The sequence below is a fragment of the Novosphingobium sp. YAF33 genome (assembly GCF_052113265.1).
Lineage (GTDB): Bacteria > Pseudomonadota > Alphaproteobacteria > Sphingomonadales > Sphingomonadaceae > Novosphingobium.
Window position 1 is genome coordinate 265,911 of the sequence record NZ_JBFRCW010000002.1, and the last position, 24,528, is coordinate 290,438.

The following is a 24,528-nucleotide window of genomic DNA, read 5'->3' on the forward strand; positions in this document are numbered from 1 at the left end:
CAAGGTGTTTCGGAAAAAAGGAAAACTTAACCGCGCGGAGCAGGCGATAGCTCCGCGCGGCGCTTCGCGTTCTGGCGTTGTCGTGAGACCAATTAGCGACATATTTCGCCAAATTACGGAAAAATATAATGCCAATTTGATTTTTGGAATTGAATTTATTTAATACCTATGACAGCTCTGTTGCAGGACAGGCTTTGGGAAGGGCCTGCCGGTTTCAGCCGCCGAAAAGGGAAGCGGCGGTATTGGCTGAGGAACTGGGCATGGGAATCTCGCGTCGCGATACCTTGGGCATGGCCCTGGCCGGAGCCGCCGTGGCTGGAACGGCGCGCGCGGCCGCACCGTCGAACGAAAGCCACAGCCCGGCCCTCGTGGTTTCCACATGGGACTTCGGCGCCGCGGCGAATGCGGCCGCCTATGGCCGCTGGAAGGCCGGCGGAACGCTGATCGACGCGGTCGAGGCCGGCGCGCAAGTGCCGGAGGCGGACCTTTCCAACCACTCCGTGGGCATGGGCGGCTATCCGGACCGGGACGGCCATGTCACGCTGGACGCCATCATCATGGACGACCGCGGCCACGCCGGCGCCGTCGCCGCGCTGGAAGGTTACGTCCACGCCATTTCGGTCGCCCGGCGCGTGATGGAGCGTACGCCGCACACGATGCTGGTGGGCGAAGGCGCCGCGCAATTCGCGCGCGAACAGGGCTTCGCGGCACAGGACCTGCTGACTCCCGAGGCGGAAGCCGCCTGGAAGGAATGGCTCAGGACGGCCGAATACAAACCCGTCGCCAATATCGAGAACCAGCGCGGTTCCAAGCTGGACCATGACACGATTGGTATTCTCGCGCGCAGCCCGGAGGGACGGCTGGCGGGCGCCTGCACGACCTCCGGCATGGCCTACAAGCTGCGCGGCCGGGTCGGCGATTCCCCGCAATCGGGCTGCGGACTGCTGGTGGAGCCGGGTGTCGGCGCCGCCACGGCAACGGGCGTGGGCGAGGAAGTGACGCGCATCGCAGGCGCGGCCCGCGTGGTCGGCTCGATGCGGATGGGCATGTCGGCAATGGCCGCATGCCGCGAAGCCGTCGAACATATCGTCAAGCTGCGCGGAGACGCCGTGAAGGACGCCCAGGTCGCATTCCTGGCGATCGACAAGGACGGCCGCGTCGGTGCTTTCGCCATCCAGCCCGGATTCACTTACGCGGTGACGGACGCCGCCGGTCGCACGGCCGTCCACCCGTCGGACAGCCTGCGCCGCGCCTGACCGCGCCGACCTGGAATCGATCGATAACGCAAGAGGAAATGCCGGCAACGACCGGGCACCAACAAATCCGGTCGATAACGACCGGGGACCGACAAATCCGGTCGATAGCGACCGGGGACCGACAAATCCGGTCGATAGCGACCGGGGACCGACAAGTCCGGTCGATAACGACCGGCAGGCGACAAGGCCGACCTGCACACGGCGGCCCATCACTTCAGGGAAAAAGGGTTCTCGAATGAGGAAGATCACCAGGATACTCTTGGCCACCACCTGCATGGCCGGTCTGGCCACGCCGGCCATGGCGCAGGATGCGGCACCGGCCGAGGCAGCCGAAAGCGCGGGCAGTTCTGCAGGCTCGATCGTCGTCACGGGTTCGCGCATCAACCGCCCGAACTCCACGGCCGCCGCGCCGATCACTTCCGTCACCAACGACGCGATCCGCGCCCAGGCCGCCGTCAACATCGAGGAAGTGCTCAACCGCATTCCGCAGATCGCGCCGGACAGCCAGCAGAACTACTCGGATTCCGACGGCCGCCAGCGCATCAAGCTGCGCAACCTCGGCTTCGAACGCACCCTGACCCTGATCGACGGCAAGCGCGTGGGCACCATGAACGGCGTGGACGCCAACATGATCCCGACCTCGCTCATCAAGCGCGTCGACGTGCTGACCGGCGGTGCTTCCGCCGTCTACGGTTCGGATGCGGTCGCCGGCGTCGTCAACTTCATCATGGATGACGATTTCGAAGGCACCCAGCTCAACGGCAACTACAACTTCTACCTGCACAAGAACAAGCGCACGCTGATTTCGGACGTCGCCAGCCAGTACGGCTTCGACCAGCCGGCGCGCGGCAACGCGATCGACGGCGGCCGTTCCGATATCTCGCTGACGATCGGCAAGAAGCTGTTCGACGGCCGCTTCCACATCAGCGGCTACGTCAACTATCGCGAAGCGGCGCTGGTGCCGTTCACCGCGCGCGAGACGGCAGGTTGCGAACTCATTCAGACCGGCAAGGACGGCCCGCTGGGGTGCACGACCTCGACGTATACGCCCTATGGCTACATTTCGCCCCGTTCGGGCGCTGCCAACGGCCAGCAGTTCGTCAACAATCCGGACGGCTCCGGCACGCTCCTGCCTTATGGCGACGCCTATGCCGCCAATCCCTATGACGGTTACTCCTTCCAGCGCGCCAACAAGCGCTGGAATGCGGGCGGCTTCACGTCCTTCGAACTGTCCGACGCCGCCGAACTCTACGGCAGCGTCATGTGGTTCCGCGACAGCTCGTCCAATCCCTATCCGGCGCGCGTGCTGAATTCCGAAACTTATGGCGAAGGCACGACATACTTCGTCAACTGCAACAATCCGCTGATGTCGGCCTCGCAGGCGCAGACCATCTGTGGTGCCGATGCAGGCACGGGTACGCTCGCCCCGCTCGACGTGCGCTATCGCTTCAACAATGCGCGGCCGGTCTCCGATTCCTACCTCAACCTGGGCCTGCGCGCGACCGCCGGCGTGCGCGGCCAGTTCGCACAGGGCTGGAGCTACGACGTGGGCGGCGTCTACGCCCGCAACCGCATGGACACCACCTGGGGCCGCCCCAACTACGACCGTGTCAACAACGCCCTCAATGTCGTCAGCGTCAACGGTCAGCTGCAGTGCGCCGCCGGCTCGGCCGATGGCTGCCTTCCCTTCGACGCCTTCAGCGCCAACTCGGCCACCAACGGCCAGGCCCTGTTGGACTACCTGACCGAGTTCGGCACCAGCACCACGATCAACACCCTCTATAACGCGGTTGCCACCGTACAGGGAGACCTGGGCACTTACGGCATCCAGTCGCCCTGGGCCGATCAGGGCGTGGCCATCGCGATCGGCGCCGAGTTCCGCGAGGACAAGCTGAAGAGCTACGCGGACGATGTCTGGCGCAAGAACTGGGGCGGATCGAACAGCAACCTTTCCCAGAATGCCTGGGAAGGCAATGTCGAAGTTCAGGTTCCGATCGTAGAGCACAAGCCCTTCGCCGAACTGCTGCAGTTCAACGGCGCGTTCCGTCTGTCGAAGTACAGCTCCAACCCGGACACCTTCTCCACCTGGAAGGCCGAAGCGATCTGGTCGCCGATTTCGGACATCACCTTCCGCGGCTCGATCAACAAGGCCCAGCGCGCGCCGACGGTGGTGGAAGCCTACCAGGGCTCCAACATCAGCTACGACCGGATCACGCCGACCTACAACGATATCTGCGCGCCGACGGTCACTTACACCACCGGCGCCAACGGCCAGCAGGTACCCGTCTACGGCGCCCCGGCCGCCTCGCGCGAAGTCTGCGCCGCCACCGGTCTGGCGGACAGCCTCTACGGCAGCCCGACCCTGGTCTGCCCGACCGACGTCGGCTGCACCGTTCGCTCGGGCGGCTACACGGTCAACCCGGAAACGGCCTACACCAAGACCTTCGGCGTCGTGCTCAAGCCATCGTTCGTGCCCGGCCTGGTCGTCTCGGTCGATCGCTTCCTGATCGATCTCGACGATTCCATCGGCTACAACAACTACGACTACTTCTCGAACGGTTGCCTCCAGACCGGCAGCGAGTTCTTCTGCTCGATGTTCGTGCGCAATGCCGACGGCACGCTGTCCAGCAACCCCAGCACCAACCCGACCAGCGGCTACATTCGCGGCGGCACGACCAACTACTACAAGAGCAAGTCGCATGGCTGGGACTTCCAGGGCCAGTATTCCACGGGTCTTGGCAAGTACGGCACGCTGGCGCTGGACTTCGCAGGCTCGCTGACCACCTTGGCGGGCGGCCAGGACTCACCGATCCTGCCGAAGTACAACTGCGCCGGATACTACGGCGGCACTTGCGGCCAGCTGATCCCCAAGTGGACGCACTCGCTGCGCGCCACGTACACGACCGAGGATCGCTTCTTCAACGCCTCGTTCAACTGGCGCTATGTCGGCCCGCTGACCAACGTCAGCAACTCGAACGATCCGGCACTGGGTGGGAATGCCGACACCGAGCGTGAGACGTTCTACCGCATCGGCGCGCAGAACTACTTCGACCTGGCGCTGACGTTCCGCGTGAACGAGGCGTTCTCGCTCCGCATGTCGGCGAACAACATCTTCGACAAGCTGCCGCCGCTGCTGCCGAACTCCTACGGCTACGGCCTGTCGCGCAGCAACACGCTGTCGGCACGCTATGACTCGCTGGGCCGCCAGCTCGCGATCGGCGCCACGGTCAACTTCTGACCGGCAAGACGCAGGAACGAACCGGAGCCCGCCGCCGCGGGTTCCGGTTTTCCCCGCGCTGCATCGAAGCAGGAAGCATCATGAGGAAACGTCATGACAGGCGATAAAGCCACCACGGCCCCGCCGCGCCCTTCGCCGCATGGGAAGGACCAGGTTTCGGCCGGGAATCCGGAGCCGGTATCGCCGGTGCAGGACGAACGGCAGGGCACTGCGGATGCTCCGCCCGCCAGGCGCAAGACACTTCAGGCGGTAGCCGGCTTCGATCCCGACTTCTGACCGCGCAAAGCCCGCCTGGCCTGCCCGCTCAGGGATAACGGTAAAGCACCGCTTCGTGCTCGCCCGCCTCGACGCGGTCACCCACGATCGCCACCCGTGCCCCGGAGGCCCGCGCAGCAGCGACGCCGGCGGGAGAATCCTCGAAGACCAGGCACGCTTCGATGGGAACGCCCAACAGGTCCGCACCCTTGAGGAAGCCTTCCGGATCGGGCTTGCCGCAAGTCACGTCTTCTGCCGCCACCATGACCTGCGGCAAGGGCACGCCCACGGCCTCAAGCCGTTTCACCGCCAGCGCGCGCGGCGCCGATGTGACGATGGCCCAGGATCCGGGCGCAAGCCGCTTCACGAAATCCGCGATCCCCGCGATCGCCACCACGCCGTCGAGATCGGCGATCTCCGCCGCTTCGATGCCCTTCAGTTCGGCTGCCAGATCGAGGCCGCTGCCGCCGAAGCGCCGGATCAGGTCCTTGCCCTGCACGCCGTGGCAAACCGCCAGCAACGGCTGGGGATCGATGCCGTGCCGCTGGGCCCACGCGGTCCAGACCCGTTCGACGACCCGCGATGAATCGACCATGGTGCCGTCCATGTCGAACAGGAAGGCGGCGAAATCACGGTTCTGGAACTGAGGCATGACCCCAGCCTAGTGCCCTGCGGCGCGAATGGAAAGGCGGTGGTCAGTCCCCAGGCGCCGCGCCGAGTCCGCTCCCGCGCGGATAAAGGGGCTTGTCCCGCGCAGCCCTGCTTGCGGTGGTGACCGGAAAGCGGGGCAAGTCGAAGGGCAGGCGCCCGCGCGCGCGGGCTTTTCCGGCGACCACATCCGCGACGGCGGCATCGCTGGCGCCAAAGGTCGCGAGAATGGCCCGCGTATGGGGGACCATCGCCGTCAACACGGCGGGGCGGTCCATCTCTATTGCGACGATGACCGGAACCCGGGCCGCCGCGGTCCGGATCGCCTGCATATCCGGGTCGGTATCGCGGAATTCGAGCCTGCCTTCATGCTGGCGCGATCCGAAGAAGTGATAAGGGTGAAGCGTCTCGAACGGCGCCGCGCTGCGAACGATGGCCGCATCGGCATCCTCCAGCCGCGTCACCACTTCCAGCCCGGCCGCCCGCGCCGCCTCGGGATCGAGGCCCTGCAGCCAGACCCGCGCGCCGCGGCGCAGCGGCAGGATACCGCCTTCGTTCCGAAGCAGGACCTGGCTGGCGCGCTGGGCAGCGTCGGCCTCGGCCTTTACGGCAGGATCGCCCAGCACTTGCTCTGCGCGGCGGGGATYGACGAAAGGCTGGTCGAACAGGCCGAGTTCGAACTTCAGGCGCAGCACCCGGCGCACGGATTCGTCGATCCGCGCCTCGCTCACCAGCCCCTGCTTCACCGCCTGGGTGATCGGATCGGGACTGTCGATGCCGCCGAACTGGTCGAGCCCGGCATCGATGCCCTTGGCGAAGCGCTGCACCACGGTCAGCCCCTCCACGCCCCAGGGCATGCCGATCGCGCCGGGCATCTGCGGTGCCTCGGCGCTCGGCGCCGAGCAGCGTTCCGGGCAATCGCGCGTGATCGACCAGTCGGAGACGATCAGCCCGTCGAACCCCTTGCCGCCGCGCAGCAGCCCGGTCAGCAACGGCTTGCTGAAACCGGCCCCCACCGGCTCGGCCGGCTTTCCGTCCAGCGTCACGCCGTGCAGCACGACGTAAGTGGGCATCACGCCCGCGCTGTGAGCGGCCAGGGCGCCGTCGAAGGCGCGGATGTGCTCGGCCAGTTCGCGGTTGTCGAGCGTGACGTTGCGGCCATAGTAATTGTGCCCGTCATAGCCCTCTGTCGCGGCGCCATAGCCAACCCAGTGCTTGACGATGGTGGCGACGCCGCTGCGCGTAACCCCGTCCCGTCCGCCCTGGAAGCCTTCCACATAGGCCCCGGCCATGCGCGACACGAGCGACGGATCGGACCCGAAGGTGGCGGTGATGCGCGGCCAGCGCGGCTCCACGCCGATGTCGGCCTGCGGGGAAAGCGCCATGTGGATGCCCACGGCGCGATATTCGCGCGCCGCCGCCGCGCCGAAGCGCCGCACCAGCGCCTCGTCGCGCAGCGCTGCGAAGCCGAGCGTCTCCGGCCAGGCGGAAAAGCCCTTGCCGCGTGTGCTGGCGCCGACAACCGCCTGGAAATGGTTGCGCGGATCGGTGCTGATCGTGGCCGGAATGCCGAGGCGGCTCTCCTCTGCCGCGCGCTGGACGGCATTGTTCTGCTCGGCGAACTGGGCGGGCGGCAGGTCCAGCCGGGTGATGAAGCTGGACATGTGATCCCGGCCCACCAGGTCGCGGACTTTGGCCATGTCGTAGCCGCCGGCGGAAATGCCGATCGCCGCCCCCGGCGTCGGCCCGGCGCCCGGAAGCGTGCCATGCGCCAGCGTGCCGGTCTTTTCCTCCAGCGTCATCCGGCCGAGCAGGTCCTCGACGCGGCGCTCGATCGGGGCTTCGGGATCCTCGTAAGGGTCCTTCTGCCCATTGTGGTTCAGGTCGCGCCATTCGGCCGCCTGCGCCGATCCGCAGCAGAGCGCCGCCAGTACCAGGCCGCCGAGCAGGCCCTTGGTCCGCCGCCCCTTCATGCCGCGCGCTCCCGGCGCGGCAGGCCGGACATGCCGAACAGCAGCGCCGCCAGCGCCAGCGGCGAGGCCACGGCGCAGACGATGGAGATCGACAGGCCCAGGCGCGAAGGATCGGCGAAGACCATGTCGGTAACCAGAGCCACCGAAGTCGGCCCCAGGGTCGAGCCGACCAGATTGATGGCCAGCATGTAGATCACCGAGACCTGCGCGCGCATGCGGTTGGGGGTCAGCGACTGGAGCGTGGCCAGTCCGCCGCCGAAGTTGAAGCCGGCAAAGAAGTTCATGCCGCCGACGCCCGCCAGTGCGAGTCCGGCCGTCGGCATGAGCGGGAAACCGATCGTCAGGGGAATGAGCGCGGTGAACCCGATCACCGCGGCCAGGAGGTTGCCGTTGACCACTCCGCGCTTTTGCAGCCAGGAGCCGGCGAAGCCGCCGCAGAGCGCGCCGCTCGTACCGCAGAAGAACACCATCCAGCCGTAGGAGGCGCCGATCTGCGAAATCGACATGCCGTAGGAGCGTTCGAGGAAGGCCGGGATCCACGCGCCGGTGCCGTTCCCCACGAAGATCATGAGCGCGAAGCCGACGATGATGCCGAAGTAGGCGCGTCCGTGGGCGGAGAGCTGGCCGAACAGCTGGGCCACGCTTGCGCTTCCCTTCCGTCCGGGATTCTCATGGCCGGCCGGCTCCGCGAGCTTCGGCACGCCGCCACGGCGAACGGGTTCGCGCACGAACAGCATCGCCAGCGACAGCAGCGCGCCGGGAATGCCGAGCGCCAGGAAGATGATGTGCCAGCCCTTCATCGTCCCCAGCACCGGTATGGCAATTTCCGAGGACGGCGGCACCGCCCCGGCGATCAGCCCGCCCAGGATCAGGGCACCGGCCCCGCCGAGGTAGACGCCCATGTTGTAGACGCCCATGGCCAGCGCCAGCCGGTTCTTCGGGAAATAGTCCGCCAGGATCGAGTGGGCGGCAGGGCTCAGTCCCCCCTCCCCGGTGCCCACCGCGACGCGCGCGGCGAAGAGGCCGCCGTAGCTGCGGGTCATGCCGCAGGCCGCGGTGGCGAGGCTCCAGACGAAGATCGACACGACGATGATGTTGCGGCGGTTGGACCGGTCTGCCAGCCATGCCACCGGGATACCGACGATCACGTAGAACAAGGTGAAGCTCAACCCGTAGAGCAGGCTCATCGCCGTGTCGGAGGCGCCGAGGTCTTCCTTGATCGGCTGCACGAGCAGCGCCAGCGCCTGGCGATCGACGAAGGCCAGGGTATAGGCCAGCATGAGCAGGATCGCCGCCGTCCAGGCTTCGCGCGCGGGGGGCCAGCTGCCGCCATCAGGATCGGGAACCGGATCAAAAACCGGATCGGGAACCGTCCTCTCCGGCGCCGTCTTCAGCGCGGCATCCTTTGCGGTCTGCAGCATAGTCCCCATCCCTGTATTCTTGTCTTGCCCGGCGCCGTTCGTGCGGCGCCTTTCTGGTGCGACCCGAAAGGCAATGGACAAGCGAGTATTTAGCGCTACAACTAACCGCATTCCCGGGATTGTCAACGCAGTTGTTGGTCAATTCGAACCAAATCGCATCGGCCGGGCACATCCTTGCCAAATTGCGGCCGGAACCTATGACAGGGGCGATTATGACAAGCGGTACGACCCCTCGAAAACGACGGCGCGGCGGCGGCGGCCCCACGATTGCCGAAGTGGCCGAGCTGGCAGGCGTATCGACGATGACCGTCTCCAACGTGCTGAACAACCGGCCGGTCGTCCATGCCGACACCCGCGATGCCGTGCTCAAGGCCGTGAAGGCGCTCAACTACACGCCCAACAGCGCCGCGCGGGCCCTGGCCAGCGCCGCCACCCTGCGGATCGGGCTGGTCCACAGCGATGCCGAAAGCGCCCTGCTCAGCGCGATCCTGGTCGGCTCGCTCAAGGCCGCCTCGCGCCTGGGCGCGCAGCTCATCATCAACTCCTACGACCTGGCCGATCCGGTCGGCGGCGTGGAGGCTTTCCTGAAGACCGGGCTGGACGGGCTGCTGCTGCCGCCGCCGCTCTGCGAAATGGTCAGCGCCGCGGGCATTCCGGAGCGTCACGATACCGCGATGATCGCCCTGGCGCCCGGCGGCGATCTCCGCAACATGGACTGTGTGCGGATCGACGACGAACAGGCCGCTTACGAAGTGACGCGGATCCTGCTGGAAAAGGGCCACCGCCGGATCGGCTTCGTCACCCTGCCCGGCGCGCTGGTGGCGGTTTCGCGACTGCGCGGCTATTTGCGCGCGCTGGGCGAGCAGAGCGTCATTCCGGACATGAGCCTGGTCTGGGAGGCGCGCCCGACCTTCGATGCCGGGCTCGATCTGGCACAGCGCGTGCTGATCGACGACCGCCGCGTGACGGCCATGATCGCCGGTAACGACGATATGGCCGCGGCCTTCGTCAACGTGGCCTTGCGCAACAACCTGTCCGTGCCCGGCGACGTCTCAATCATCGGCTTCGACGATACGCCGATCGCCGTGAAGATCTGGCCCGCCCTGACGACCGTGCGCCAGCCGCTGGCGCTCATCGCCGAAAGGGCCACCGAGCGCCTCGTCAGCATCTTGCGCGAAGAAGGCGGGAAAAGCGCCGCGGTGGAGGCCAGCTACGTGGACTTCACCGTGATCGAGCGCAATTCGGTCGGCGTGCCTCCCAAAGACGGATAAGCCGCAGGACAGATAAAAAGGCGGCGGCGGACTTGCGTCCACCGCCGCATGGGCAACCGGCTCGGGAGGAGGAGGTCGAGCGGTCGCCCCAAGGTATCGATACTACTCCGCGTCCGGCTGACGGGACGGGACGGCAACCTGAAATGCCGGCAGGGCGTTGCAGGCAGCTTCCACTTCCGCAATCCTCGGAAAGTCGAACCGCGCGCCGAAGCGCCGCGCATTGCCGAGCTGCGGCACGAGGCAGATGTCGGCCAGCGTGACTTGCGCGCCGAAGCAATAAGGGCCCTCGTTCGCCGCAATCGTCGCGGAGAAGGCTTCCAGCCCGGTCTCGATCACTTCGCGCGCCCACCCGGTCACGGATTCCTCGTCCAGACCGCGCGCGCGCAGCATGTCGAGCACCTTGAGGTTCTGGAGGGGATGCACTTCGCAGGCGATCAATTGGGCCGCGGCGCGGACTTTCGCGCGTTCCAGCGGATCGGCCGGAAGCAGCGCCGGATCGGGCCGGATCTCGTCGAGATACTCGCAGATGGCGAGACTCTGCGTCAGCACGGCACCACCGACTTCCAGGCTGGGTACGAGGCCCTGCGGGTTGAGCCGGAGGTATTCCGGCGCGCGCTGTTCGCCCGCGCGCAGACGGTAAGTGCGCCCGCTCCAGTCCAGCCCCTTGAGCGCGAGCGCGATACGCACGCGCCACGAAGAGGACGAACGCCAGAACGTGTGGAGGACCAGCGGGTCAGGCACCGGCCGGCGGCCCCACCTTCACCACGGTATCGCTGAGGCCGGCCACCGAAATGACGATTTCGTCGCCCGGCACCACCGCGCCCACGCCGGCGGGCGTGCCGGTGTAGATGAGGTCGCCCGGCTCCAGGCGGTAGGCGTTCGAGAGGAAGGCGATGAGATCCGCAACCGGGTGGATCAGCTCGGCAAGGTCTGCCTCCTGCCTGACTTCGCCGTTGACCGTCAGGCGGATCGCGCCTTCGTTCAGCGGGCCGGTTTCGGCGATCGGATGGATCAGGCCGAGCGGAGAGGATTCCTCCACGTTCTTGCCGGCATCCCAGGGGCGGCCCTTGGCCCGCGCTTCCAGCTGGAGATCGCGGCGGGTCATGTCGAGCCCGGTGGCATAGCCGTAGACGTGGTCCAGGGCGTCGGCCGCGGCGATGCTGCGCCCGCCCTTGCCGATGGCGACGACCAGTTCGGCCTCGTAATGGAAGTTCGCCGTCGACGGCGGGTAGGCCATGACCGACCCGCTGGGGATCACGGTCTCCGCCCACTTGGTGAAGTAGAACGGCGCCTCGCGGTCAACCTCGACGCCCATTTCCTTGGCGTGGTCGGCATAGTTGCGGCCGATGCAGAACACCCGGCGGACCGGATAGTCGTGACCGTCGCTGGTCTTCGCAAGGACGGGCGGCAGCGGGTCAAACAGATAGGTCAATGGTTGAACTCCCGGTAGAGATCGAGCTTCACTTGCGAAGCCTTGTCGGAATAGGCGAACAGGACCAGCTCGGTCGCCGCGAGGAAGCGGTGCGGCACCCAGGAGGGCACCACCACCACGTCCCTGGGCTTCAGGGCGATGGTTTCCTCGCCCAGCCGCAGTTCGCCGGTACCTTCGCAGACGACGAAGACAGTGCCGTCCGTCGCCTGGCGGGTGCGGCTCTCGAAGCCTGCGGGCAGCAGCCGGACATGGGCGGAGATGGTGGAGAGCACCGGGCCGCCGTCTGCCGGATTGGTGAATTCCAGCGCATGGCCGAAGTGCGGGTCGATTTCCCCGGCGGTCGCCAGCGACTGGAGCGCGGGGCGCCAGTCGGCATAAGGATAGTGGAACAGCGGCCGTCCTGCCGGTCGCCGGTCTGCCGCGCTGCCGCGCATCGGGCGCATGTTGTGGCCGTAGCGCGCCAGAGTGTCGCCCGGCGCGGCCGTCTCGGGATGGGCCGCAGAGCCGAGGCGTTCCGCAAAGCTGGCATCGAACAGGCGCACGGTCGGGATGTCCAGGCCGTCGAGCCAGATCATCGGGGCATCGCCGTCGTTGCCGTGATCATGCCACTGGTAGGCCGGCGTCAGCACCAGGTCGAACTGCTCCATCACCGCTTTCTCGCCGTCGAGCGCGGTGAAGGCACCGCTGCCTTCCATGACGAAGCGCAGCGCGTTCTGCGCGTGGCGGTGACAGGGCGCCACTTCGCCGGGGAGGATAAGCTGGAGCCCGGCGTAGAGGCTGGGCGTGATCGCCGCCTGCCCCGCCAGTCCGGGGTTCTCCATGATGAGCACCCGGCGCTCGGCCTGCTCGGCGCTGATGATGTCGCCGGCCCGCATCAGGAAACTGCGCGTTTCCGCATAGTCCCAGCGCCAGGGCTTGGCGGGTGAGCGGGGTTCCGTCAGGACCAGTGCATGAAGGCTCTCCCACAAGGGCTGGAGCCCCTGCGGCGCCATCGCGGCATAAAGCGCTTCAAGCTGCGAACGCTGGTCGTTGGCGCCCTGAGTCATCTCGCCTTGAGTCATCTCGTCCTCACCACTTGAGCTGTTCTAGGCCGCAGAACGGATCGACCGGGCTGACGCCGGTGAACGGTGCCTCGCCGGTAAGACGCCGGACCGTTTCGCGCTGCACCGGCTCGATCGCGCTATAGGCGTTCACGCAAGTCTGCATGTGCGGCGCATCGAACAGGTAATAGGGCTGGCCGAAGGAGACCATCAGTGTGGGGATTTCGCGCGAATACTGCGTCATCGCCTTGCGGTTGTTGCCGTGCAGCTTCGCGAAGTCGAGGAAGATGCGCGAGGCGCTGGGCGTCGCTTCCTGCCCGACCAGATAGAGGACGAGGTCGGTGTCCTCACGCGAGGGCATCATCTCGGGATCGAACCTGCGCACCTCGAAACCGCGCTGTTCCAGCTCGGCAAACACAGGGCCGTAGCCGCGATCGAGCGAGCCGTCCCAGAAGCTGAAGCCTTCCTCCTCGATCACCACGACCCGGCGGTGCTTCACGGGATCGAGCGGCAGGAGGTCCTGCACGTCCTTGACCAGGGTGACGCTCTGTCCGGATGCGGCGCGCGCCGTTTCGAGGTCCGCGGGGGCCTGAAGCGCCGCCTGCATCTCGGCCAGCGGCATGAGCCGCTCCGAAGGTTCGCGCAAGTGCAGCCCGAGCTTCGCCTTGAGCGTGAGGATGCGCGCGACCGCTTCCTCCAGCCGCGCTTCGGACAGGAGGCCCTTGCGCAGACCGTCCAGCATGAAGCCGTAGTCCCGCTCGGGCGCGCGGCTGAACAGGAAGATGTCGCAGCCGTTCTCGATCACGGTGGGCACCGTCTCGGCGCGTTCCATCCAGCCCGTGAGCCCGCCCATGCCGGTGGCGTCGGAGATGATCAGGCCCTTGAAGCCCAGTTCCCCGCGCAGCAGGTCCTGGTTCAGCAGGCGCGAGACGGTGGCGGGCTGGAAGGCCTCGCGCCCGGCATCGGGCAGGCGCGAACGGATATAGGCGGGGAAGGCGATATGCGCGGACATCACCGTCATGACCCCGGCCCGGATCAGCGTTCCGTAGATGCGGCCGTAAAGCGCATGCCATTCCTCCACCGAGAGCGGGTTGACGCTGGTGACGAGGTGCTGGTCGCGCTCGTCGAAACCGTCGCCCGGCCAGTGCTTGAGGCAGGCAGCCACGCCCTCTTCCTGAAGGACGCGGGCATAGGCGCCGGCTTGCGCCAGCACCCGCTGAGGGTCGGAGCCGAAGGAACGGGTGCCCACGATGGCGCTGCGAAACGCCTCGTTGATGTCCACCACCGGGCCGAACGACCAGTCGTAGCCCAGCACCCTGCTCTCGCGCGCGACGAGGCGGGCGACCGCCTCGGTCGTGGCCAGATCGTCGCAGGCGGCCAGGCCCATGATGTTGGGTACGGCGGTGGCGAAGGGATAGCTGATGGTGCCGCCCTCGATGTCGCCGGTGAAGATCGGCGGCACGCTGGCGCTTTCGACCGTGAACATCGTCGCCTCACGGAAGGCGGCAAGGTCGCGCCGGGGGAAGCGATTGATCCCGCCGGGCTTCAGCGCAAGCAGCGGCGCCAGTTCCTCGCGGCTGTCCTGCGAGGTGGAGAAGACGAAGAGCTGGCCGATCTTCTCCTCGGTGCTCATCGCGTCGCGGGTGCGCTCCACCCAGGCCTGGGCCTTGGCATCGATGGCGAGGGGATCGACGGTGTCGAGGGAAGCGGGGGCAATATCAGTCATGGAAAGTTCCCGAAGTCACGGCCACCGGGCCGCGCTTGAACGGCGCGAAGCGGGTGCGGGCGGCAGCAAGACGGCCGCGCATGTCGGCAAGGACATCCGGGTGGCGGTCGGCCACGCTGTAGTTCTCGGCCGGGTCGGCGTTCAGGTCGTAGAGCTGCGGGTACTTGGGATCGGTGGGCCGGAAACCGGCCAGGAAGTAGTCGCCGGAGACGTATTTCCAGCGCTGCGTGCGGATCGCCACCGGGTCTTCATTGTTGAACAGGACAAGTTCCTCATGGGGAGACTGCTGCGCGCCGCCGAACAGGACGGGGGAAATGTCCTTTCCGTCCAGTTCCGCGTCGGGGAGGGCGACGCCGGCGAGCGCGCAGCAGGTGGGGAGAAAGTCGATGGCCATGGCGATCGCATCGCTGTGGCCGGAAGCGGAGATCGAACCGGGGCACCAGGCGATCAGCGGCACCTTGCTGGCACCGTCATAGCCGCCGCCGCCCTTGCGCTGGCGCAGGGGGCCGCTCGACCCTTCGTACCAGGGTCCGTTGTCGGAGGTGAACAGCACCAGCGTCTCGCGGTCGATCTTCAGCTTGCGCAGCAGGGCGAGGATGCGGCCGACCTTGTCGTCCACTTCCTCCACGGAATCGCCGTAAGCTCCTGCGTTCGAGCGGCCCGCGAAGGGCGCGGGCGGGCGGCAGGGCAAGTGCGGCGCGCTGAGCGCCAGTTCCACGAAGAACGGCCTTGCGGCGTTCTCGGTGATGAATTTCTCGGCCTCCTCGCAGAAGATCTGCTGGAGCGGCGTGATCTCGACAGGCGCCTGCACGGCCTCGCGCCCGGCCTCGGCGCGCACCAGCACCAGGGGGCTCATGTCGTGGCTATAGGGGATGCCCACGAAGCGGTCGAAGCCGTGGTGCGTGGGCAGCCAGTCCGGTCCGCGATGGCCGAGGTGCCACTTGCCGAACAGGCCGGTCGCATAGCCGGCGGGCTTGAGCGCCTCGGCTATGGTCACTTCCGATTTCGGCAGGACGCGGTCGTCGTTGTAGAGGATGACCTTGTCGCCAAGGCCGGTCCGCACGGGATAGCGCCCGGTGAGCAGCCCCGCGCGCGAGGGCGTGCACAAGTTGGCGGCGGCATAGAATTCGGAGAAGGTCAGCCCTTCGCGGGCCATGGCGTCGATGTTCGGCGTGGCGATGCCGCGGGCGCCGGTCATGCCGAGATCGCCGTAGCCGAGATCGTCGCAGAGGATCACGACGACATTGCGCGGGCGGCGCTTCCCCGCGGCCATGGCGGCCGGCGCCGAACAGGCCGCCGCGGCGGCGGCGCTGGAGGCCAGGAATTTGCGTCGATCCACGGCGCGATCCTTCAAGAAGCGGCCGGGCGCTGGCGCCCGGCCCAAGGTGGGTCTCAGAAACGGGCGCCGAAGGTCGCACCGAAGTAGCGGCTGGAGTCCTTGTTGTAGGTGCCGACCAGATCGTAGGGATTGGCCGTGGTGGACATCAGCGAGTTGTGGCCGATGCTGGTCAGGTAGTTGGTGTCGAACAGGTTCTTCACGAAGACCGAGAGGCTGTAGCGCTTGTCCGGCGTGGCGACGCCGACCGTGGCGTCGACCAGCGTGTAGGACGGCTGGCGGGTCAGCGGATCGAGTTCCGAGGTGAAGTACTGCGCGCTGGTGAAGTTCACGCCCAGCTGTGCGAAGGCGCTGAACTTGTCGCCTTCGTAGTCGTAGCGCGGCGACAGGGTAATGCGCCAGTCGGGGCTCGCCTGGAGCGGACGATCGCGCAGGTTCTGCTGCGGGGTCGCGCCGGGGGCGGTGCGGTAGCACACGTTGATCGGCGTGCCGGTCATCACCGGTGCGGCAGCCTGCAGCTGCAGCGGGCAGTTCAGGCCGTCGATATTGATGCGCGACTGCGCGTACGTGACGCCGGCATTGACCGAGAACGAGTCCGAGGGACGCATCGTCGCTTCGATTTCGAAGCCGCGGCTGCGCGACGAACCGGCATTGGTGGTCACGAACTGGATGACGCCGGTGGTCGGGTCGGAACGGTTGGCCTGGACCTGCAGGTTCGAATAGTCCGCCTGGAACAGCGCGGCCGAGAAGGTCAGTGTACGGTCGGACGTGCTGCCCTTGAAGCCGATTTCATAGGCGTTGACGTGCTCGGGCTGGATCGCGGACTGGTTGGCGAGGTTGGCCGAGATTTCCATCTCGTAGCCCAGGCCCTTGTAGCCGCGGGTATAGGTCGCATAGACCTGCGCATTGCGGCTGAACTCGTACTGCAAACCGGCCTTGCCGGTAACGGCGGTGTCGTGGGCCGAGAAGCTGCCGCTGGTGCTGGCATTGCCCGGGAACACCATGTCTCCGGCGACGATCGGGGCGGTGCGGGTGCCGCTATTGGTGCCCTTTTCGTACTGGACGCGGATGCCGCCGATGGCGCGAAGCCYGCCGACGATGAGATAGTCGGCCTGGCCGAAGGCGGCGATGCTGTCCTGCTTCAGACGGATGCGGCTCTCGGCGGACTGCCACACGATATTGGTGGTGGCGCAAGGCTGGCCGACGATGCCGGCGGTGCAGCGGGCACGGCGGCGGTCGAAGGGACGCAGGATGTCGCTGTGCATGTAGAAGGCACCGATGACGTAGTTGAGGTCCGACTTGCCGTTATTGGCGATGCGCAGTTCCTGCGACCAGGCGCTCAGGTCGACGATGCCGTGGTTCTGGTTCCAGAAGGTATAGGGCGCGAAAGCGGCCGTACCCAGATAGAGCGGCGAAGTGGCGTTGATGCGGTCGATCGGCTGGTTCACTTCCAGATCGTACTTCTGGTAGGCCGTGATCGAGGTGATCGACGCGGCGCCGAGGTCCCAGTCGGCCTGCAGCGAATAGGTCTGCGACTTGCTGTTGGCGTAAGTGTCGGTGTCTTCGTTGATCGTGCGGTTCTTGCGGCTGGCATCGATCGGGCCGACGACCTGCTGCAGCACCGGGTTGACGATGGAGATCAGCGTCGAGGCGCAGCAATCCGCGTCAGTCTTCTTGTATTCGCCGGCGAGCAGGAAAGTGAGGTTGGGCGTGGCTTCCCATTCCAGCTTGCCGCGCACGCCCCAGCTCTTGGAGCCGTTGACCCACTTGTCAGTGCCGATGTTGCGCGTCACGCCCTGGACGTCGCTGTAGAAGCCGGAGACGCGGGCGCGCAGGGTGTCGGTGATGGGGCCGGACACGGTGCCGCGCGCGCGATATTCGTTATGCTCGGCGATGGTGATTTCGCCCTTGCCCTCGAACGTGTCGGACGGGCGCGCAGTGGTCACGCTGATGACGCCGGCGGATGCGTTCTTGCCGAACAGCGTGCCCTGAGGGCCGCGCAGGACTTCGATGCGCTCGATGTCGGCGAGTTCCGAGAAGCCCTGGGCCGAGCGCACGGCGACGACGCCGTCGACAACCACCGAGACCGAGGATTCGACGCCCTGGCCGAACAGGGCCGTGCCGATGCCGCGAATGCGGAAGCTGGTGTTGGTGGGGTTGGCGCCCTGCTGGAACGAGAGCGAGGGAATGGCGGTGACCAGCGAGGTGGTGTCGTTGATCTGGCGCGCGGCCAGCATGTCGGCGCTCACCGCAGTGACGGCCAGCGGCACGTCCTGGAGGCGCTCGGCGCGCTTCTGCGCGGTAACGACGATATCGCCGGGCATCGTGCCGTCAGGCGCGGCGGCATCCTGCGCCATGGCTGGTGCGGCCCACATGATGGCGGCGCCGAGCGCGGTGACGGAAACGGTAGACGCACCAAAAATGGTCTTCAGAGACATGCTTTTCCCCTCCACTTGGGTTCCCGGCATCTTTGCTGCCCAGGACTTCTGGACATTCGCGCCGGGTTCGAATCACCTGATTCATGTAACGCTAAACTCCAACCGCCCGGCCGGTGTCAACGATTTATTTTACCGCTAATATCGGCTTTTCTCTGTGGCTGGCGCGAAAGCGGCGCGTTTCCGTGCATTGCTGTCCGGCGACCGATACGACGAGCAGCGGGGCGTGTCCTTCGTGCAACAGCCAGCTCGGCCTTCATCAGGGAGCTGCGCAATTACCCGGTTGACATCTTCGGACACACTTGCTGTTTTAGCGTTAAATATCGGCCTCTGAGAAAGACGGGCCATACCAAGTGGAGGGGATCGTGAGGGAACAGTGCGAAAGCGACGGCCGCCAGTGGCCTTCGCCGAAACGGGCGTGGTTCGCTGCCGGGATGCTGGCAGCGGCGAACACACTGGCCTTCGTGGACCGCCAGGCGCTCGCCCTCCTCGTCCAGCCGATCAAGGAAGACCTCCAGGCCTCCGACACGGCGATGAGCCTGCTCTACGGCCTCAGCTTCACGATGTTCTACGTGCTGGTCGGGATTCCCGTCGCACGGCTGGCGGACCGGGCAAACCGCCGCAACATCGTGGCGGGCGCCGTGTTCATCTGGAGCATCGCCACCGCCCTCTGCGGCTTTGCGCGCAGTTTCGGAACGCTGTTCGTGGCCCGGATCGGCGTCGGTGCCGGTGAAGGCGGGCTCAGCCCCGCCGCCTATTCGATCCTGGCCGACTATTTCCCCAAGGAGCGCCTGGCCGCGGCCATGGGTGTCTATCAGATGGGCATCTACGTCGGCGGCGCCGCTGCCCTCATGCTGGGCGGTTTCCTGGCCAGCGTCGTGCCTCCGGGCAGCGTGGTCCTGCTGCCGGTGATCGGCGCGGTGAAGGGCTGGCACCTGGTGTTCCTGATGCTCGGCATTCCCGGCATCGTGCTTTCCGGCGCCATGCTGCTGGTGCGCGAGCCCGCCCGCATGGGCCTCAACGGCACCGCCGCTGCGGCAAGCCCGCCCTTCTCCGAACTGGCCGCCCATGTCGTGCGCCATTGGCAGGCCTACCTCGGCATAAGCTGCGGCTTTGCCCTGATGATCCTGGTGGGCAACGCCACCGGCGCCTGGATCCCCGCTTTCCTCGAACGCAAATACGGCCTGACGACTGCAGAGATCGGCGGCATCTACGGCCTCATTACCGCAGTCTGCGGCGTCAGCGGCACGCTGGCAGGCGGATTCGCCGCAGCCGCCCTGCGCCGCCGCGGGTTCGAGCGCGCCAACCTGCTGGTCGCCCTGTTCGGCTTCGTGGCGCTCATCCCTGTCACCACGCTCTTCCCGCAGGCGGCCAATGCGTCGCTCTCGCTGGCGCTGATCGGCGCGATGAACTTCCTGGCCGGGTTCAACTTCGGCGGCGGCCTGGCCGCGCTTCAGGAGATCACCCCGAACCGGATGCGCGCGTCGATATCGGCGGGTTACATGCTGATGGTGAACCTGATCGGCGCCGCCGGCGGCCCCTTCGCGATCGCGCTGGTCACGGACTATTGGTACGGCAATCCCGCCGCGCTGCCCAATGCCATCACCATCGTCTGCGCCGTGGCTTCGCCTCTTTCGGTGGCGGCCCTGCTGCTGGGCCTGAGGGGCTACGGCCGCGCCATCGCTGCCCCTACAGCCGACCCGCTCGCCGACCCGATTGCCGCCAGGGCCTGAGACTGCTTTCACGCATAGGACGCCGGGCGACCGGACGCACCGGAACAACAGGATGAGGAACCCAATGCCGAAGCTGAATCGCATGACTCGCCTGGCCTGTACCGCCGCCCTGATCGTCGCCGGATCGCTCGCGTCGCAGCCGGGGCTTGCCAAGGCACCGGCATCCGCAGCCGCCCCGGCCCCGACTTCGGCCCAGACGCGCCCCAATATCGTGCTGATCGTGCTCGACGATACCGGCTTCTCGGACATCGGCGCCTTCGGTTCGGAAATCCGCACGCCCAACATCGATGCCCTCGCCGCTGGCGGGCTGCGCTACAACCACTTCGACACCAAGGCGGTCTGCTCCCCCACCCGCGCCGCGCTGCTGACCGGGCGCAACCCGCAGACCGTGCGCATGGCCGACCTGCCCGCCAAAGTCCTCAACCCCGCCGACATGACGCGCGACCGGGGCGAGCTGCCGCAGAACGCCAGCACCATCGCCCAGGTTCTCCACCGCGCCGGCTACGCCACCCATGGCTACGGCAAGTGGCACCTCGCCCCCGAGGACGAGGACGGCTCGCCCGGACATAACGGCTCCTGGCCGCTCCAGCGGGGCTTCGACGATTTCTACGGCTTCTTCCTGGGCTGGTCCGACCAGTACCACCCAGACCTGATCGAGGGGAACCGCACGCTCCCCAAGCCCGACCGGACCGGCTACCACTTCTCGGTCGACATCACCGACCACGCGATCAAGGCGCTCTCTGCGAACCCGGCGCAGCCGCAGTTCGTCTACCTCGCCTTCGGCGCCGCCCATGCGCCGATCCAGGTGCCCAAGGCTTATATCGACGCTTACGCCGGCATCTATGAAAAGGGCTGGGACGCCCTGCGGCACGACCGTCTGGCGCGCCAGAAGCTGATGGGCATCATGCCGCCCCAGGCGGAACTGTCCCCCCGCGCCGACGGCGACCGCGCCTGGGCGGACCTGACGCCTGCCGAAAAGACCGTCTTCGCCCGCTTCATGGCCACTTACGCCGGTTTCATCACCCATACCGACGAACAGATCGGGCGGCTGGTCCAGCACCTCAAGGACACCGGGCAGTTCGACAACACGCTCATCATCCTGGTCTCGGACAATGGCGCGGCTTCGGAAGCCGGGCAGAAGGGTTCGTTCGACCGGATGTACCGGCCTAATACCCTGACCCCCGAACAGATGCTGGCCCGCCTCGACGAACTCGGCACGGACAAGACGCAAAGCGAATACCAGCGCCCCTGGGCCTACCTCGGTTCCACCCCGTACAAGCGCTACAAGATCTGGCCGCAACTGGGCGGCGTGCGCACGCCGATGGTGGTGAGCTGGCCCGGCCGCATTCACGACGGCGGGCAGGTCCGCAGCCAGTACGTAGACGCAGTGGACATCGCCCCCACCCTGGCCGCCGCGGCCGGCACCGCCTTCCCCAAGGCGGTCGCGGGGCGCGCGGAAATCGCGGTGGCGGGCAAGTCGATCCTGCCGACGATCGCCAATCCATCCGCGCCTGCCGCCCGCACCGTCCAGTACTTCGAACTGCGCGGCAACCGGGCCATCACCCAAGGCAAGTGGCGGGCCCTGGCGGTCCACCCGCGCGACGGCGATTTCGCCAAGGACGTCTGGCAGCTCTTCGATACCGAGGCAGACCCGGCGGAAAACCACGACCTGGCCGCCGCGATGCCCGCCAAGCTCAAGGAACTCCAGGCGCTCTGGTGGTCGGAGGCGCGCAAATATTCCGATCCGCCGCTGGCCGAGGCGCCCAAGCCCTTCCGCTACCGCGAGATGTTCGACGGCAGCGGCGACCGCACGGCTGCCCCGGCCGGGGAGGAACCAAAGTGAAGGCGCGGTTTGCCCCGGCACTCGCCGCGCTCGCCCTGAGCACCATGATCGGCGGGATTCCGCCCGCGCTCGCCCGGCCCGCCGTACCGGCTGCGGCTCCTGCCAGCGCTCCCGCTCCGGCTGCGCGCACGTCCGGCCCGCCCAACATCATCCTGATCCTGGCCGACGACTTCGGCGTGGAAGGCATCAATGCCTATGGCGGCGAATACCACACGCCCCATGTCGACCGGCTCGCCGCCGAAGGCACCCGTTTCGACAATGCCCACGCCATGCCGCTCTGCTCGCCTTCGCGCGTGCGGCTGATGACCGGGCAGGAGAACTGGCGCAATTACGAGGCCTTCGGCTACCTCGCCCCCGGCCAGCGCACCTTCGGCAATGTCATGAAGGAGGCGGGCTACGTCACCGGCATCGTCGGCAAATGGCAGCTCATGGGCAACGGCTTCGACGGCCGCACCGGCATCACGCCCGAGGCCGCCGGGTTCGACGAGAGCTACTTGTGGCAGCTCCAGGCGCTGACGCCCAAGGGCTCGCGCTACTGGGGGCCGACCCGCGCCGCCAACGGCTCGCCGAAGATCAGCGAGGAAGGCTTCGGCCCCGATTTCGACAGCAGGAAGGCGCTGGACTTCATCTCGCGCCACAAGGACAAGCCGTTCTTCCTCTATTACCCGATGGTCCTGGTCCACAATCCCTGGGTGCAGACCCCGGATTCGATGACCGCCGAAGGGGCTGCCGACCGTTTCAACGGCATGGTGTCCTACATGGACCGGCTGGTGGGAGACCTGATGGCGCGCCTCAAGGCGGAGGGGCTGGACCGGAACACTATCGTCATCTTCACCGGAGACAACGGCACCAACCGCCAGATCACCTCCATGCGCGATGGTCATGCGGTTCGCGGCGGCAAGGGGGCGACCACCATCAACGGCACCCACGTTCCCTTCATCGCCTGGGGTCCGGGCGTCCCCAAGGGCAAGGCGAGCGAGGCGCTGGTCGATTTCACCGACCTGCTGCCCACGTTCGCCGACATGGCCGGACAGCCCGCCCTTGCCGGCAAGGTCGACGGCGTGAGCCAGTGGCCGGTCATCGCAGGCAAGGCGAGCGCCGCGCGCAGTGCGATCTTCATGCACTATGCGCCGATGTGGGTGTTCCAGCCGGAGCGCTTCGCTTTCGACGCCCGGTGGAAGCTTTACGGAGACGGTCGCTTCGTGGCGATGGACCCGGTTTCCGGCGTCGAGACCGAAGTGCCCGCCGCCCAGCGCAAGGGCGAGGCCGCGCGTCATTACGCGGCCCTACGCAAGGTTCTGGCCGATACCCACGACGGCCCGCTCGATCCCACGCGCTACCCCTGGTGCGAAGGCCAGCCATCCGTCGATCCAGGCCAGCCCGCCACCGTCGCCGGTTGCGGCAGGACGCCGGGAGGAGAAGAATGATGCACCGTGCGCTCGTTTCCGCAATGCTGGCGGGTACATGCCTGCTCGGCCTGTCCGGCTGCACGACGAACACCGTGTCGACGCATACTGCCTCGGCGCAACGACCTGCCGCCGCGCAGCGCCCTGCCGCCGCCGCCGCCGGACGCCCCAACGTCGTCGTCATCCTGGCCGACGATCTCGACTGGGCGGATGTCTCCACGTACGGCCGCGCCGACGTGCCGACGCCGAACATAGACCGGATCGCGAAGACCGGCGTGGCCTTCTCCAGCGGCTATGTCACCGCATCTGTCTGCGCGGTCAGCCGCGCGGGGCTGCTGACCGGACGAATGCCGCAGCGCTTCGGCTTCACTTACAACATCAACGACGAAGGCGATGAAGGCGCGGGACTGCCCGTCGACCAGAAGACCCTGGCAGAGCGCCTGAAGCCGCTGGGCTACCGCACGGCCGCCTTCGGCAAGTGGCACCAGGGCGCGGAGCGACAGTTCTATCCCACCGAACGCGGCTTCGACGAATTCTTCGGCTTCATCGCGGGCGAAACCAACTACGTCGATCCGAAGACGCCGGGCATCGTCACCACGCCCACCAAGGCGGACAAGTACCCGATCACCCCGCGCACCGGCCATCACGCCATGGTCGAAGGCCCGGAGGCCAGGCCTGCCGACGATTTCACCCGCTACCTGACCGACCAGATCACCGACCGGGCCGTGGACTTCATCGACCGTTCCGCCGGGGACCGGGACCACCCCTTCTTCACGTATGTCGCCTATAACGCGCCGCATTGGCCGTTGCAGGTACCGCAGGCCTATTACGATCGCTTCCCGCAAGTGAAGGATCCGGTGCGCCGCACCTACATCGCCATGATCGCGGCGATGGACGATGGCATCGGCCGTATTCTCGACAGTCTTGAATCCCGCGGGCTACGCGACAATACCATAGTCGTGTTTCTCTCCGACAACGGCTGCCCGACCCGCTTCGGCTTCTGCAACCCGGACCATCCCTGGGGCTCGGGGAAGTTCACATATCTCGAAGGCGGGGTACGCGTGCCTTTCGTGCTGTCCTGGCCCGCGGGTCTGAAGCCGCAGGGGATCAGCGACAGCCCGGTCTCCTCGGTGGACATCGCCGCCACCGTGCTTCACGCGGCATCCCCCCGCAGCCCCCTGCCCGCCGAACTGGACGGACGCGACCTGGTGGAAACCGCCCGCCATCCCGATCCCGACCGTCTACTGGTCTGGGGGCAGGAGCCGGTCTATGCCGCCCGGCGCGGCGCCCGCAAGCTCTGGGTCTCGCACGACTGGAAGACCTCCCACCTCTACGACCTGAACCGCGACCCGGCCGAGATGAACGACCTCTCCGCCGCCGACCCGGCAGGCGCGGCCGATCTCTCCGCCGAAATCGAGCGTTTCCGCGCGGGCCTGCCCGATCCGCGCTGGAAACTTCACTTCACCCGCAAGACCACCGTCAACGGTCGCGAGACCGAATGGGTCTACTGACGAG

17 protein-coding genes are annotated in these 24,528 nt (G+C 67.0%); 8 read left to right on the forward strand and 9 right to left on the reverse strand.

Annotated elements, in window-relative coordinates; translation table 11 throughout:
- Positions 1-260 precede the first annotated feature (260 nt).
- The 3 genes from AB4Z00_RS05435 to AB4Z00_RS05445 all read left to right on the forward strand — a co-directional run bounded on the left by AB4Z00_RS05435 (position 261) and on the right by AB4Z00_RS05445 (position 4,770).
- Complete coding sequence (locus AB4Z00_RS05435) at positions 261-1,256, forward strand: N(4)-(beta-N-acetylglucosaminyl)-L-asparaginase (RefSeq protein ID WP_442045231.1); 996 nt, start codon at positions 261-263, stop codon at positions 1,254-1,256.
- Positions 1,257-1,491: 235 nt separating this feature from the next.
- A complete protein-coding gene (locus AB4Z00_RS05440) occupies positions 1,492-4,494 on the forward strand; it encodes a TonB-dependent receptor domain-containing protein (protein WP_442045232.1) in 3,003 nt (1,000 codons plus the stop codon).
- A 93-nt stretch (positions 4,495-4,587) separates the two neighbouring features.
- On the forward strand, positions 4,588-4,770 hold the full coding sequence (locus AB4Z00_RS05445; RefSeq protein ID WP_442045233.1) for a hypothetical protein: 183 nt from the start codon (positions 4,588-4,590) through the stop codon (positions 4,768-4,770).
- A gap of 28 nt (positions 4,771-4,798) precedes the next feature.
- Here AB4Z00_RS05445 and AB4Z00_RS05450 read toward each other — a convergent pair whose 3' ends face one another.
- The 3 genes from AB4Z00_RS05450 to AB4Z00_RS05460 are packed head-to-tail and all read right to left on the reverse strand — an operon-like array spanning position 4,799 to position 8,791.
- Entirely contained in the window at positions 4,799-5,401 is a 603-nt protein-coding gene (locus AB4Z00_RS05450) for an HAD-IA family hydrolase (protein WP_442045234.1), read from the reverse strand.
- Between the two features lie 43 nt (positions 5,402-5,444).
- On the reverse strand, positions 5,445-7,370 hold the full coding sequence (locus tag AB4Z00_RS05455) for a glycoside hydrolase family 3 protein (RefSeq protein ID WP_442045235.1): 1,926 nt from the start codon (positions 7,368-7,370) through the stop codon (positions 5,445-5,447).
- Complete coding sequence (locus AB4Z00_RS05460; RefSeq protein WP_442045236.1) at positions 7,367-8,791, reverse strand: MFS transporter; 1,425 nt, start codon at positions 8,789-8,791, stop codon at positions 7,367-7,369. Before AB4Z00_RS05460 ends, AB4Z00_RS05455 begins: the two co-directional genes overlap by 4 nt.
- 212 nt (positions 8,792-9,003) lie before the next feature.
- On the opposite strand from AB4Z00_RS05460, the gene AB4Z00_RS05465 reads away from it, so the two are divergent.
- On the forward strand, positions 9,004-10,062 hold the full coding sequence (locus tag AB4Z00_RS05465; RefSeq protein ID WP_442045237.1) for a LacI family DNA-binding transcriptional regulator: 1,059 nt from the start codon (positions 9,004-9,006) through the stop codon (positions 10,060-10,062).
- Positions 10,063-10,164: 102 nt separating this feature from the next.
- On the opposite strand, the gene maiA is transcribed toward AB4Z00_RS05465, so the two are convergent.
- The 6 genes from maiA to AB4Z00_RS05495 are packed head-to-tail and all read right to left on the reverse strand — an operon-like array spanning position 10,165 to position 18,034.
- Entirely contained in the window at positions 10,165-10,803 is a 639-nt protein-coding gene (maiA, locus tag AB4Z00_RS05470; protein ID WP_442045238.1) for a maleylacetoacetate isomerase, read from the reverse strand.
- Complete coding sequence (locus AB4Z00_RS05475) at positions 10,796-11,494, reverse strand: fumarylacetoacetate hydrolase family protein (protein WP_132267344.1); 699 nt, start codon at positions 11,492-11,494, stop codon at positions 10,796-10,798. The genes maiA and AB4Z00_RS05475 overlap by 8 nt, the downstream gene beginning before the upstream one ends.
- On the reverse strand, positions 11,491-12,555 hold the full coding sequence (gene gtdA, locus AB4Z00_RS05480) for a gentisate 1,2-dioxygenase (RefSeq protein ID WP_442045239.1): 1,065 nt from the start codon (positions 12,553-12,555) through the stop codon (positions 11,491-11,493). Before gtdA ends, AB4Z00_RS05475 begins: the two co-directional genes overlap by 4 nt.
- Positions 12,556-12,562: 7 nt before the next feature.
- Positions 12,563-14,260 (reverse strand): glycoside hydrolase family 3 protein, encoded by a 1,698-nt coding sequence (locus AB4Z00_RS05485; RefSeq protein ID WP_442045240.1) that lies wholly within the window; start codon positions 14,258-14,260, stop codon positions 12,563-12,565.
- The gene (locus tag AB4Z00_RS05490; protein ID WP_243840911.1) at positions 14,253-15,599 is read right to left on the reverse strand and encodes a sulfatase family protein; all 1,347 of its coding nucleotides are present in this window, start codon (positions 15,597-15,599) and stop codon (positions 14,253-14,255) included. The genes AB4Z00_RS05485 and AB4Z00_RS05490 overlap by 8 nt, the downstream gene beginning before the upstream one ends.
- A 53-nt stretch (positions 15,600-15,652) precedes the next feature.
- Positions 15,653-18,034 carry a TonB-dependent receptor gene (locus AB4Z00_RS05495; RefSeq protein ID WP_442045241.1) on the reverse strand — a complete coding sequence of 794 codons (2,382 nt, stop codon included), beginning with the start codon at positions 18,032-18,034 and terminating at the stop codon, positions 15,653-15,655.
- A gap of 362 nt (positions 18,035-18,396) precedes the next feature.
- On the opposite strand from AB4Z00_RS05495, the gene AB4Z00_RS05500 reads away from it, so the two are divergent.
- The 4 genes from AB4Z00_RS05500 to AB4Z00_RS05515 all read left to right on the forward strand — a co-directional run bounded on the left by AB4Z00_RS05500 (position 18,397) and on the right by AB4Z00_RS05515 (position 24,524).
- Positions 18,397-19,764, forward strand: coding sequence for a spinster family MFS transporter (locus tag AB4Z00_RS05500; RefSeq protein ID WP_442045242.1), 1,368 nt, complete (start codon positions 18,397-18,399; stop codon positions 19,762-19,764).
- Positions 19,765-19,828: 64 nt separating this feature from the next.
- On the forward strand, positions 19,829-21,607 hold the full coding sequence (locus AB4Z00_RS05505) for an arylsulfatase (protein ID WP_442045243.1): 1,779 nt from the start codon (positions 19,829-19,831) through the stop codon (positions 21,605-21,607).
- Positions 21,604-23,034 carry a sulfatase-like hydrolase/transferase gene (locus AB4Z00_RS05510; RefSeq protein ID WP_442045244.1) on the forward strand — a complete coding sequence of 477 codons (1,431 nt, stop codon included), beginning with the start codon at positions 21,604-21,606 and terminating at the stop codon, positions 23,032-23,034. The genes AB4Z00_RS05505 and AB4Z00_RS05510 overlap by 4 nt, the downstream gene beginning before the upstream one ends.
- On the forward strand, positions 23,031-24,524 hold the full coding sequence (locus AB4Z00_RS05515) for a sulfatase family protein (protein ID WP_442045245.1): 1,494 nt from the start codon (positions 23,031-23,033) through the stop codon (positions 24,522-24,524). The genes AB4Z00_RS05510 and AB4Z00_RS05515 overlap by 4 nt, the downstream gene beginning before the upstream one ends.
- The last annotated feature ends 4 nt before the right edge of the window (positions 24,525-24,528 follow it).